This is a genomic window from Pseudomonas sp. CM27 (genome assembly GCF_013179515.1).
In the GTDB taxonomy this organism is placed as follows: Bacteria; Pseudomonadota; Gammaproteobacteria; order Pseudomonadales; family Pseudomonadaceae; genus Aquipseudomonas.
In genome coordinates this window covers 1-12,343 of record NZ_JABMCN010000179.1, presented here as the reverse complement: position 1 = coordinate 12,343, position 12,343 = coordinate 1, and the positions used below count along the sequence as shown (strand labels likewise).

Here is a 12,343-nt window from a genome sequence, read left to right as displayed (position 1 = left end):
ATCGACTTCGATCACCCGGTGCTTCGCAACCGGACCCAGAGCGCCAGCGTCGACTTCTCCAGCACCTCGTTCGTGAAGGAAGTCAGCCGCGCCCGTACCTTCGGCTTCATGCGTGATATCGAGTACCTGCGCAAGCACAACCTTGCGCTGGGTGGCAGTGTCGAGAACGCCATCGTGGTCGATGAGGACGGTGTGCTCAATGAAGACGGCCTTCGTTACGAAGACGAATTCGTCAAGCACAAGATCCTCGACGCCATTGGCGACCTGTACCTGCTGGGCAACAGTCTGATCGGCGAGTTCAAGGGCTTCAAGTCCGGCCACGCGCTGAACAACCAGCTGCTGCGCAAGCTCATTGCTGAAACCGATGCCTGGGAAGTGGTTACGTTCGAAGATGCCAGCACGGCACCGATCTCCTACATGCGCCCTGTTGCGGCGGTGTAAGTTCGAACACTCTCTAGTTCATTGAGGCCACCGCGAGGTGGCCTTTTTTATTGGGGATTCTGTTCCAGGGCCTGAGTTATAGCGGTGTGGTGAATTTGAAGAAGTCCATGTAGATGTGATCCTGAGCCTCGATCACGATGCTGGCGATAGTTTCTGCATCGCCGCAGCGATAATTTATCGAATGATCAAGGCCATCCACTTTTTTCAAGTCCAGCGTATGCAAGGGTTTGTGCGAGGGGCTGAAAAACTGGATTTTTGCATCAGCCTGAAGCCAGGTCAGTTGAAAATCGACCTGGGAAAACGCTCCGTTCAGATCCAGCTTGAGTTCCTGCTTCTTGTCATCCATGCCCATCGCCAAGGCTTCTTTCTCCAGCTTTCCGGGGGTCTGATAAGTGTATCTGTGGATGCCTGCTTGTCCTTCGCCCGACACGAAGTGGACCGTCATGACTTCTCGATCAATCTTCGCGCCTTCGCGAATGAGCTGTTGCGGGGAGCCGTCAAAAAGTTCTTCGCATTGGCTTGGATGAATCCAGATTTCATCTAGTAGAAAATGGGCTGGTGACGGTGCTGAATCTGGGATTGGCGGGAGGCTGCGTACGGTCAGCGCTACTCGCTGCTCGCCCCCTGAGGCGGTAAAGCGCGCCCGGTAGGTGTGCCAATCTTGACTGGTCAATCGTTCGGCGGTGTCCGAATCATGGCCGTCAAATGTCCATCGGAGCTCTGGATCAAAGTCGCTTCCTTCCAGACGCTTCACGCGCGCGGATATTACATACTCAGTGCCACTTGTGAGCCCGCTGAAAGTTTTCGAAATGGTAGTGCCCAGCAGGTGCTGGGCGAAGCTCAGGCAGTGGTTGTCTGTGTGTTCTTCCTTGATGATAATGACCAGATGCTTGTAGGTCGGATTGACGCTCCAGTCGTTCCAGGCATCAGACTCAAAAGTGCTGTGATCAAAGAAGTAGCTCATGGCATTGAACCTCATGTGTCGGGGTTCAAATAGTCGGGCGCATCGGCAGGCTGCGTAAACTGGCAAAACTATCAGTTGCGGGAGGGCGGATATCGAGCGTCAGGGCTTTAACGAGGCGTGAGATGCCAGGCGTTCCAGTGCCGCGCGCAATTTAGGGTCGGTGATACCTTCCGCCGTATCGCGCAAGCTTTCGGCAGCACTGCTCGACAGCTCAGCAATGTGCCCACCGCGCTTGGCCGGTACCAGCGGGGGCTGGACCTTGAACAGAATTCGCCTGAGATTGCCGAATGCCTCCATGCCCTGCAACGCCGCCAGCAAGCGCTTCTGCTGATAGCGCAGGCGTGTCGCCCAATGGCCGTCGGTTACCACCAGCAACAACGTGCCATCGCGCCACGACGCCACGTGGCAATGCTCGCGGGCAGCGGGTTGCAGCTGGCTTTCCAGCAGGCGCTGCAAGTGTTCCAGGCGCTCGGCCTGGTTCAACAGCAGGCGCAGCGGGCGCACCTGGCGCAGCAGGGCGGACGGTGGCTGGGCGGGGGAGGGTTTGTAGGCCATGGGGTACGCATGTGGTTACAAGAACGGCAGTCTACCACCTCAGCTGCCCGTGCCGGCCTCTTCGCGTCGAGCCGCCGAGAAGAGGCGACACAGGCAAGACGAGATAAGACTAATTCTCGATACCTTTCATGTAGCCAGGCCTTGAACTCAGGGACAATGCCCCTATCTAAGACAAGCCCCTGCCAAAACGCGGTAAAAGTATCGTGGAAATCCACCACTTTCTTCACCATCGTTTCCGGGTAGAATGCTCGTTCGCATGCGGCCTTAGGGCTGCACGGGCGACTCATGGGGCCGCCCTCCATCCCTACGTGTGGAAGATCCTGCCAATATGTTTGCGCCTTTGTTAAAAAAACTTTTTGGAAGCAAGAACGAGCGTGAAGTGAAACGCATGCTCAAGACGGTAGCTATCGTCAATGCCTTCGAAGAGAAGATGGTGGCCCTCTCCGACGAACAACTGCGGGGCAAGACCGCAGAGTTCAAGGAGCGCCTGGCCAAAGGCGAGACACTGGACCAATTGCTGCCCGAAGCCTTCGCTGTCGCGCGCGAGGCCGGCAAGCGCGTGATGGGCATGCGTCACTTCGACGTGCAGCTGATCGGCGGCATGACCCTGCACGAGGGTATGATCGCAGAAATGCGCACCGGTGAAGGCAAGACCTTGGTCGGTACCCTGGCCGTGTACCTCAACGCACTGTCGGGCAAAGGCGTGCACGTGGTCACCGTCAACGATTACCTGGCCCGCCGCGACGCCAACTGGATGCGCCCGCTGTACGAGTTCCTCGGCCTGTCGGTCGGCATCGTCTCGGCATTCCAGCCGCCGGAAGAAAAGCGCGCCGCGTACGCGTCCGACATCACCTACGGCACCAACAACGAATTCGGTTTCGACTACCTGCGCGACAACATGGCGTTCAGCCAGGAAGAGAAGTTCCAGCGTGAACTCAACTTCTCGGTCATCGACGAAGTCGACTCCATCCTCATCGATGAAGCGCGTACCCCGCTGATCATCTCTGGCCAGGCCGAAGACAGCTCCAAGCTGTACATCGAGATCAACCGCCTGATCCCGCGCCTGAAGCAGCACATCGAGGAAGTGGAAGGCCAGGTTACCCAGGAAGGCCACTTCACCATCGACGAGAAGAGCCGGCAGGTCGAGCTCAACGAAGCGGGTCACCAGTACATTGAAGACATGCTCACCCAGGCCGGCCTGCTGGCCGAGGGCGAGAGCCTGTATTCGTCGCACAACCTGGGCCTGCTGACCCACGTCTATGCCGGCCTGCGCGCGCACAAGCTGTTCCATCGCAATGTCGAGTACATCGTCCAGGACGGCCAGGTGCTGCTGATCGACGAGCACACCGGCCGTACCATGCCCGGTCGTCGCCTGTCCGAGGGCCTGCACCAGGCCATCGAAGCGAAAGAAAACCTGAACATCCAGGCCGAAAGCCAGACCCTGGCTTCGACCACCTTCCAGAACTACTTCCGCCTGTACACCAAGCTGTCCGGCATGACCGGCACCGCCGACACCGAAGCGTTCGAGTTCCAGTCCATCTACGGGCTCAACGTGATGGTCATCCCGCCGAACAAGCCGCTGGCGCGCAAGGACTTCAACGACCTGGTGTACCTGACCGCCGACGAGAAATACGCCGCGATCATTGCCGACATCAAGGAAAGCATGACCCTTGGCCGCCCGGTGCTGGTAGGTACGGCGACCATCGAAACCTCCGAGCACATGTCCAACCTGCTGCAGCAGGAAGGCATCGAGCACAAGGTGCTCAACGCCAAGTATCATGAAAAAGAAGCCGAGATCATCGCACAAGCAGGCGCGCCGGGTGCCCTGACCATCGCCACCAACATGGCTGGTCGTGGTACCGACATCCTGCTGGGCGGTAACTGGGAAGCCGAAGTGGCCGCGCTGGAAAGCCCTACGGCCGAGCAGATTGCCCAGATCAAGGCCGACTGGCAGAAGCGTCACCAGCAGGTGATCGAGTCGGGTGGCCTGCATGTGATCGCTTCCGAGCGCCATGAATCGCGCCGTATCGACAACCAGCTGCGTGGCCGTTCCGGCCGTCAGGGTGACCCGGGTTCCAGCCGCTTCTACCTGTCGCTGGAAGACAGCCTGATGCGCATCTTCGCCTCTGACCGGGTGAAGAACTTCATGAAGGCGCTGGGGATGCAGTCGGGCGAGGCCATCGAGCACCGCATGGTCACCAACGCCATCGAGAAGGCCCAGCGCAAGGTCGAAGGCCGCAACTTCGACATCCGTAAGCAATTGCTCGAATACGACGACGTGGCCAACGAGCAGCGCAAGGTGATCTACCACATGCGCAACAGCCTGCTGGCCGCCGAGAACATCGGCGACACCATCGTCGAATTCCGCAAGGAAGTGCTGGACGCTACCATCAGCCAGCACATTCCGCCGCAGTCGCTGCCCGAGCAGTGGGACGTGGCCGGCCTGGAAGCTGCGCTGGCCAGCGATTTCGCCATGAAGCTGCCGATCCAGCAGTGGCTCGACGAGGACGATCACCTCTACGAAGAGACCCTGCGCGAGCGGCTGCTCAGCGAAATCACCACGGCCTACACCGAGAAGGAAGACCAGGCCGGTATCGACGCCCTGCGCACCTTCGAGAAGCAGATCCTGCTGCGTGTGCTGGACGATCTGTGGAAAGACCACCTGTCGACCATGGACCACCTGCGTCACGGTATCCACCTGCGTGGTTATGCGCAGAAGAACCCGAAGCAGGAGTACAAGCGCGAGTCGTTCAGCCTGTTCCAGGAACTGCTCGAGTCGATCAAGCGCGATACCATCCGTGTGCTGTCGCACGTCCAGGTTCGCCGCGAAGACCCGGTCGAAGAGGAAGCCCGCCTGCGCCGCGAGGCCGAGGAGCTGGCCAGCCGCATGCAGTTCCAGCATGCCCCGGCCCCTGGCCTGGAAAGCGAGCAACTGAGCGAGGAGGGCGCTGAAGTGGCGGTCGCTGCCGCGCCAGTGCGCAATGACCAGAAGCTGGGCCGCAACGAGCCGTGCTGGTGTGGCTCGGGCAAGAAGTTCAAGCATTGCCACGGGCAGATCGAGTGATCTGATCCGGTTGTTGTAACCTGAACCATCCGGGGGCCGCTGTGCGGCCCATCGCGACACAAGGCCGCTCCCACAGGAATCGCGACAACCCTGTAGGAGCGGCCTTGTGTCGCGATGGGGCGCGAAGCGGCCCCGTTTTTCGCTATCAACCGTAATTTCTAGGAGCGCTCTAATGGCTGTTGGTCTTGGTCCTTTGCCTACCCTGCACCCGGTTCCGGGTTTTGAACTCGGCATCGCTTCTGCCGGCATCAAGCGCCCGGGGCGCAAGGATGTAGTGGTCATGCGCTGCGCCGAAGGCTCCAGCGTGGCCGGCGTGTTCACCCTCAACGCCTTTTGTGCCGCGCCGGTGATCCTCTCCAAGCAACGTGTACAGGGCACCGTGCGCTATCTGCTGACCAACACCGGTAACGCCAACGCCGGTACCGGCGCCCCAGGCCTGGCCGCTGCCGAGCGTACCTGCGCCAAGCTGGCCAAGCTGGCTGGTGTGCCCGCCGAAGCGGTACTGCCATTTTCCACCGGCGTGATCGGCGAGCCGCTGCCGGTCGAGAAGATCGAAGGTGCGCTGCAGGCCGCCCTCGACAACCTGTCGGAAAACCACTGGGCGGAAGCCGCCACCGGCATCATGACCACCGACACCTTGCCCAAGGGCGCCAGCCGTCAGTTTCAACATGATGGCGTGACCGTTACCGTCACCGGCATCAGCAAAGGTGCAGGCATGATCCGCCCGAACATGGCCACCATGCTCGGCTACATCGCTACCGACGCCAAGGTGTCGCCAGCGGTGCTCAAGGACCTGATGCTCGACGGCGCCAACAAGTCGTTCAACCGCATCACCATCGATGGCGACACCTCGACCAACGACTGCTGCATGCTGATCGCCACCGGCAAGGCCAACCTGCCGGAAGTGACCGAAGCCGGCGGTGCGTTGTTTGAAGCGCTGAAAAAGGCGGTGTTCGAAGTGTGCATGGAAGTTGCCCAGGCCATCGTCCGTGACGGCGAAGGTGCCACCAAGTTCGTCACCGTGCAGGTTAACGGTGGTGGCAACCACCAGGAATGCCTGGACGTGGGCTACGCCGTGGCCCACTCGCCGCTGATCAAGACCGCCTTGTTCGCCTCTGACCCCAACTGGGGTCGTATCCTGGCAGCAGTCGGCCGTGCCGGCGTGCCAGAGCTGGATGTCAGCCTGATCGACGTGTACCTGGACAGCGTCTGCATCGCCAGCCAGGGCGGCCGCAGCCCGAGCTACACCGAAGCGCAGGGTTCGGCAGTAATGGCCCAGGAAGAGATCACCATCCGCATCGAGCTGGGCCGTGGCCAGTGCAGCGAAACCATCTGGACCACCGACCTGTCGCACGAATACGTGAAGATCAACGCCGAGTACCGTACCTGATGTGATCGGGGCCGCAACGCGGCCCCGATTTTTCCAAATGATGGAGCCGAACCATGAGCTATCACCTGATCATCGGCGACAAGCTGTACTCCTCCTGGTCGCTGCGTGGCGCCCTGGCCCTTGAGCTGGCCGGCGTGCCATACGAAGAATCCTTGATCAAACTCAATCAGCCTGACACCCGTCAGCGCCTGCTCGCGTACTCGGCTACCGGCAAGGTGCCGTTGCTCAAGACCGAGCACGGAGTGATCGCCGACTCGCTGGCGATTGCCGAATACCTCAACGAACGCCACCCCGAGGCCCAACTGTGGCCTGCCGACGTGGCTGCCCGCGCCCAGGCGCGGTCGGCGTGCGCGCAGATGCACAGCGGCTTCTTCGCCCTGCGCGGGGCCATGCCGTTCGATCTGTCGCGCGATCAGGCACTGGACAGCGTGCCGCTGGACGTGCAGATCGACATCGATCGTATGGTTGCGCTGTGGTCCGAATGTCGGGTGGTGGCCAAGGACAGCGGCCCGTTCCTGTTCGGCAAGCCGAGCCTGGCCGATGCCTTCTTCGCCCCGGTGGCTGTGCGGCTGCGTACCTACCGGGTGGAGGTGCCCGCAGAGGCGGCAACCTACATCGAGACCATTTATCAGTGGCCAGCGTTCAAGGCCTGGCAGCAGGCTGGCCTGGCGGAGCGTGCAGGGTGAAACGTATTCATGTAGTAGCCGCTGTGATTCGCGGCAGCGATGGCCGCATTCTGATCGCACGCCGTGCCGACACTCAGCATCAGGGCGGCCTGTGGGAGTTTCCTGGCGGCAAGGTAGAGGACGGCGAGGGCGTCGAGGCGGCGCTGGCCCGTGAGCTGCGCGAGGAGTTGGGTATCGAGGTGAGCCGTTCGCGGGCCTTGATCAAGGTCAGCCATGACTACCCGGACAAGCAGGTGCTGCTGGATGTTCGCGAAGTCGAGGCGTTCACGGGCGAGCCGCACGGCGCCGAGGGGCAACCGCTGGAGTGGGTTGCCCCGCGCGATCTGGCTCAGTACGAATTTCCCGAGGCCAACAAACCAATCGTTGCTGCCGCGCGCCTGCCTGATCAGTACCTCATCACCCCGGAGGGGCTGGAGGTGCCGCGGATGCTCAAGGGCATCCAGAAGGCGGTTGCCAGTGGCATCCGCCTGGTCCAGTTGCGGGCCCCGGACATGTACGACCCCAAGTATCGCGACGTGGCGGTGGATGCGGTCGGGCTGTGTGCAGGCAAGGCGCAACTGATGCTGAAAGGGCCGTTGGAATGGCTGGGTGACTTCCCGGCTGCCGGTTGGCACCTGACGGCAGCGCAGTTGCGCAAATACGCGGCCAAGGGCCGGCCGTTCCCCAAGGAGCGCTGGCTGGCGGGGTCCTGCCACAGTGCCGAGGAGCTGGCGCTGGCCGAGCAGATGGACGTGGATTTCGTCACCTTGTCGCCGGTGCAGGCCACCCAGACCCATCCCGAGGCCGTGCCATTGGGCTGGGACGAGGCGCAGCGCCTGATCGCCGGGTTCAGCAAGCCGGTTTATCTGCTGGGTGGGGTAGGGCCCGATGAGCGTGAGCAGGCCTGGAATATCGGGGCACAGGGTGTGGCCGGGATCCGGGCGTTCTGGCCTGACGCCTGAGTAATTGGGGCCGCCATGCGGCCCATCGCCGGCCAGCCAGCTCCCACAGAGCCCGCGCAGGGCTTGAAGTCTGTGCCAGCTCCCACTGAGCCTGCACAGGGTTTGAAGTCTGTGCCGTCTCTGTGGGAGCTGGCTTGCCGGCGATGGGCTGCGCAGCAGCCGCAAAAATATCAGCCTTCAGGCTTTACCGCCGGCTGCCACAAAACCTCGGCCACCCCCTGCCGCCGCCCTATGATCCGCGCGGCCACAAACAGCAGGTCCGAAAGCCGGTTGATATACGCCAACCCAACCCCTTCCAGCGTTTCAACGGTATTCAACTGCTGACACCGCCGCTCGGCACTGCGCGCCAGGCTGCGGCACACATGTGCCTGCGCCACCAGCATCGAGCCGCTGGGCAGGATGAAGTTCTTCAACGGCCCCAGCTCTTCGTTCCACACATCGATGGCCGCCTCCAGGCGCTCCACCTCTGTCTGGTTCAACGCCTGGTAGCTGGGCATCGCCAGTTCCCCGCCCAGGTCGAACAAGCGGTGCTGACAGGGCGCCAGCACTGTACTCACCTCATCCAGACCGGCCTCGGCCAAGCACGCCAACAGTACGCCCAACTGGCTGTTCAAGCTGTCCACCTCGCCAATCGCCTCGATCCGCGGGTGGTCCTTGGGCACTCGGCGTCCGTCGCCCAGGCCGGTTTCGCCCTTGTCTCCGGTGCGGGTGTAAATCTTCGACAGGCGGTAGCCCATGTCATTTCTCCGTGTTGGCCGGCGCCGTCGTTGCCGGCTGGCCCAGGGGCAGGCGCAAGGTGAAGCAGGTGCCTTGGCCCGGCGTGGACTGCACCTCCATCTGCCCCTTGTGGTTGTTGGTGATGATGAAGTACGAGACCGACAGGCCCAGCCCGGTGCCCTGGCCGATTTCCTTGGTGGTGAAGAACGGCTCGAAGGTGCGTTTGCGCACCGCCTCGGGCATGCCCACGCCATTGTCCTCGACCTGGATTTCCGCCCACGGCGGGTTCAGCCGGGTGCGCAGGGTAATACGCCCGGGCTCGCTCGGCTGCGGCCTCAGGTGAATGGCCTGGGCGGCGTTTTTCAGCAGGTTGAGCAGCACCTGTTCAAGTTCGTTGGCGGTGCACGGTACCGGCCCCAGCGCCGGGTCGAACTGGCGCACGATGGCCTGGCCCTTGAAGTCGAAGCCGATCGCCAGGTCGAAGTCGTTGCCGGCAATGTCCACCGCCTGGTCGATCAGTGCCGGCAGGTCGCATGGTGCCAGCTGGCGGTTGCTGCGGCGGCTGAAGCTGAGCATGTGGGTGACGATCTTGGCCGCGCGGGCACCGGCCTGCTGGATACCATCGAGCAGCTGCGGCACTTCGCGGCTTTGCAGGTAGCGGTTGACGGTGGACAGGTCGATGCCAAGCTCTTGGGCCTGCTCCAGGTTGCGCGGCAGGTCGGGCGACAGGCGCCGACGGATGTTCTGCACGTTATGCAGGATGGCACCCAGCGGGTTGTTGATCTCATGGGCCATGCCGGCAGCCAGGCCGCCGACGGAGAGCATTTTCTCGGACTGCACCATCATCTCTTCCAGCGACAGGCGCTGGGTGATGTCATCGATGCGGATAACCACGCCACGGCCGCCCCCGCCGGTCAGCGGGTAGAAGGTCAGGGCGTAGTGGCGCAGGTCATCGCCCTTGGGCCAGGTCACCCGCTCGATCTTCGCCACCCGGTGCTTTTCCACGGTTTCCTTCAGCTGTGGCAAAAACGGCTTCAACGGCTCGAAGGCGATGAAGATCGGTTGGTTCAGCGCTTCGTCCAGTGGTGTGCCTGAAAGTACCGTGGCTTCGTGGTTCCACTGGGTCACGTAGAGCTGTTCATCGAGGGCGATCAGCGCCGAGGGCATGGAGTCGATGATGCTGTTGAGGTAGTTCTGGAAACCGGTGAGCTTTTTCTCGATCTTGCTGCGCACCTGGACTTCCAGCTCCAGCTTGCGGTTGGTATGGCGGGTTTCCTCGGCCAGGCCCTGGGCCTGATCATAGGCGTCCTGGAATTCATCGCGGGTGCGCTTGAGCTGGTGTTCGCGGGCTTCGATGCGCGAGAGCATGGTGTTGAAGGCTTCTGCCAGGCTACCGATTTCGTCATCGTTGCCACGCTGGGCGCGCAGTGCGTAGCTCTCTTCGCGGGTAACCTGGCGGCTGAGCTCCTCCAGCTGGTTGATCGGCTGGGTGATCAGGCGTTTGATCTGCCGGGCGATCACGATCCACAGCAGGATGCTGAACACCAGAATGCCCAGGCTGGCGCTGAGGGTACCGGTGTAGAAGGCGGTGGGCAGTTCGCTGCTGGCCACCAGCAGCAGGTGCGCCGGCGGGTTGGCCTCGCGCGGGATGCGGATCAGCTGGGTGCTGCGAAACTCCATCAGGCGCCAGCCGTCGATGTTGCGAAAACGCTTGGGCAGGGCCAGCGGGTCACCATGCTGCAGTTGCGCCAGCATCCGGCCATCGCCGCCGTAGACGGCGGCAGCGCGTAGCGGGGTGTAGCTGTCCAGTTCCTTGAGCAGGGCGCTGGCGGTTTCCGGGGTATCGCCCGCGCGGGCCGCCAATTGTGGGTTGGCCACCAGCCGGCCGATGGTCTGCAGCGCCTGCGGCGCCATGCTTTCCTGGGTGATCCAGTAGGCGGCGCTGATGAACGTGAGGTTGGCCACCAGCAGGATGGTCACCAGCAACACCAGCAGGGCGGCCAGCAGCTTCTGCCCGACCGGGAGGTTTTCCAGGCGTTGGCGCAAGGTCATGGGCTAGGCAATGTCCGTATCCGGTTGTTGGGGCCGCGTCAGTCGCAGGGCAAGCCACGCAGGCGCAGGTTTTCGACCAGACGCTGCAGCAAGTGTTCCAGCTGCGGCAGCTGCAGGCCATGACGAGCAGCGGCGCGGCAGGCGTGGCCGAGCAGATAATGCACCTCGGTACGCCGGCCAGCACGCACGTCCTGGTACATGGAAGAGTAGTTGGCTGCGGTAGCAAGGATCACCCGTTGCACCTCTTCATTCAGCCCGTGCGCCGCTTCGGGCTGGCCGCACCGGCGCAGCAACCCGGCCAGTTCGGCGCACAGCGCCTCGACCTCGTCCAGGTGGCCCAGCAGCCCGCCGTTCTGGCAGTCGTACAGCACGGTCAACGGGTTGATGGCGCAATTGAGCGCCAGCTTGCGCCATAGCCGGGTGAGGATATCCACCGTCCATTCGGCAGGGATACCGGCCTCGTGCAGGTCATCGAACCACGCCGGGATGGTGGGGTTGCGTGGGTCGCCCAGCCAGTTGAAACCGTGGCCGGCAAAACGCACCTGCCAGTCACCTTCGCGGAACGCCCCTTCGGTACTGGACACGAACACGCAACGCGCGTGCGGCACCAGCTCGGCGGCTTCGTCCTGGCTACCCATGCCGTTCTGCAACAGCAGCACTTCGGCACCTTCAGCCAACCGTGGGGCCACGCTGGCGATGGCCGGCGCTGCGTCATAGGCCTTGCAGGCCACCAGCAGGCGGTGGATCGGCCCGTGTGCCGGTGCGGTTTCGGCGGGGATGGCGTAATGCCGGGGCTGCTCGTTTTCGATCAGCGTCAGCCCGCCCGCTTGTTGGTAGCCGCGCAGGCGCTGCTGGTCTCGCACGATCAGCCGTACCGCTTTGCCCGCGCGTGCCAGGCGGCAGGCCCACAGGCTGCCCAGGCTACCGGCGCCGAGAATATGCCAGGTGCTGCTCATATGCGTTTCGCAACCCGTTATAATGAGTCCGCATTTTAACCGCCTAACCCTGACGCGCTCCATCTTCAGACTGAGCGCGCTTTCATTTTTGGAGAATCACCATGCCTTCGTTCGACGTGGTATCGGAACTGGACAAGCACGAAGTGCAAAACGCTGTCGACAATGCCATCAAGGAGCTGGATCGCCGCTATGACCTCAAAGGCAAGGGCAGCTTCGAGTTCAAGGACAAGGACCAGACCGTCCTGCTGACCGCCGAGGCCGAGTTCCAGCTCGAGGCCATGATCGAGATCCTGCGCGGAGCACTGGTCAAACGCAAGATCGACGTAAAATGCCTGGAAACCCAGGACGCCTATGCCTCCGGCAAGGAAATGAAGCAGGAAGCCAAGTTCCGTGAGGGCATCGACAAAGAGCTGGCGAAGAAGATCGTCGCGCACATCAAGGACGCCAAGCTGAAGGTGCAGGCCGCCATTCAGGGCGAGCAGGTGCGTGTCACCGGCAAGAAGCGTGACGACCTGCAAGAGGCGATTGCAGCCCTGCGCGCCAAGGAATTCGACATGCCGCTGCAGTTCAACAACTT

At 62.3% G+C, this 12,343-nt stretch carries 11 protein-coding genes; 6 read left to right on the top strand and 5 right to left on the bottom strand.

Annotation, left to right across the window (positions count from 1 at the left end; translation table 11 throughout):
- Window positions 1–441: UDP-3-O-acyl-N-acetylglucosamine deacetylase (lpxC, locus tag HP547_RS20425; protein ID WP_172287275.1), on the top strand; the 441-nt coding region annotated here is incomplete at its 5' end.
- 76 nt (window positions 442–517) lie between these two features.
- On the opposite strand, the gene HP547_RS20420 is transcribed toward lpxC, so the two are convergent.
- Both HP547_RS20420 and HP547_RS20415 read right to left on the bottom strand, forming a co-directional pair.
- Entirely contained in the window at window positions 518–1,405 is an 888-nt protein-coding gene (locus HP547_RS20420) for a hypothetical protein (RefSeq protein ID WP_172287274.1), read from the bottom strand.
- A 99-nt stretch (window positions 1,406–1,504) separates the two neighbouring features.
- Complete coding sequence (locus tag HP547_RS20415) at window positions 1,505–1,960, bottom strand: DUF721 domain-containing protein (RefSeq protein ID WP_172230923.1); 456 nt, start codon at window positions 1,958–1,960, stop codon at window positions 1,505–1,507.
- 328 nt (window positions 1,961–2,288) lie between these two features.
- On the opposite strand from HP547_RS20415, the gene secA reads away from it, so the two are divergent.
- The 4 genes from secA to HP547_RS20395 all read left to right on the top strand — a co-directional run bounded on the left by secA (window position 2,289) and on the right by HP547_RS20395 (window position 8,041).
- Window positions 2,289–5,024 (top strand): preprotein translocase subunit SecA, encoded by a 2,736-nt coding sequence (secA, locus tag HP547_RS20410; protein ID WP_172287273.1) that lies wholly within the window; start codon window positions 2,289–2,291, stop codon window positions 5,022–5,024.
- Between the two features lie 172 nt (window positions 5,025–5,196).
- Window positions 5,197–6,414, top strand: a complete 1,218-nt coding sequence (argJ, locus tag HP547_RS20405; RefSeq protein ID WP_172287272.1) for a bifunctional glutamate N-acetyltransferase/amino-acid acetyltransferase ArgJ — start codon at window positions 5,197–5,199, stop codon at window positions 6,412–6,414.
- Between the two features lie 53 nt (window positions 6,415–6,467).
- The gene (locus HP547_RS20400; RefSeq protein WP_172233064.1) at window positions 6,468–7,100 is read left to right on the top strand and encodes a glutathione S-transferase family protein; all 633 of its coding nucleotides are present in this window, start codon (window positions 6,468–6,470) and stop codon (window positions 7,098–7,100) included.
- Window positions 7,097–8,041 (top strand): Nudix family hydrolase, encoded by a 945-nt coding sequence (locus tag HP547_RS20395; protein ID WP_172287271.1) that lies wholly within the window; start codon window positions 7,097–7,099, stop codon window positions 8,039–8,041. The genes HP547_RS20400 and HP547_RS20395 overlap by 4 nt, the downstream gene beginning before the upstream one ends.
- Window positions 8,042–8,211: 170 nt before the next feature.
- Here HP547_RS20395 and HP547_RS20390 read toward each other — a convergent pair whose 3' ends face one another.
- From HP547_RS20390 to HP547_RS20380, 3 genes are read right to left on the bottom strand one after another with little or no spacing between them, the layout of a single operon-like run.
- The gene (locus HP547_RS20390) at window positions 8,212–8,778 is read right to left on the bottom strand and encodes a cob(I)yrinic acid a,c-diamide adenosyltransferase (protein WP_172221015.1); all 567 of its coding nucleotides are present in this window, start codon (window positions 8,776–8,778) and stop codon (window positions 8,212–8,214) included.
- Between the two features lies 1 nt (window position 8,779).
- Complete coding sequence (locus HP547_RS20385; RefSeq protein WP_172221033.1) at window positions 8,780–10,810, bottom strand: ATP-binding protein; 2,031 nt, start codon at window positions 10,808–10,810, stop codon at window positions 8,780–8,782.
- A gap of 38 nt (window positions 10,811–10,848) precedes the next feature.
- Window positions 10,849–11,766, bottom strand: a complete 918-nt coding sequence (locus HP547_RS20380; protein ID WP_172287270.1) for a putative 2-dehydropantoate 2-reductase — start codon at window positions 11,764–11,766, stop codon at window positions 10,849–10,851.
- Window positions 11,767–11,867: 101 nt separating this feature from the next.
- Here HP547_RS20380 and HP547_RS20375 point away from each other — a divergent pair.
- On the top strand, window positions 11,868–12,343 hold a 476-nt coding region (locus HP547_RS20375), incomplete at its 3' end, for a YajQ family cyclic di-GMP-binding protein (RefSeq protein WP_172287269.1).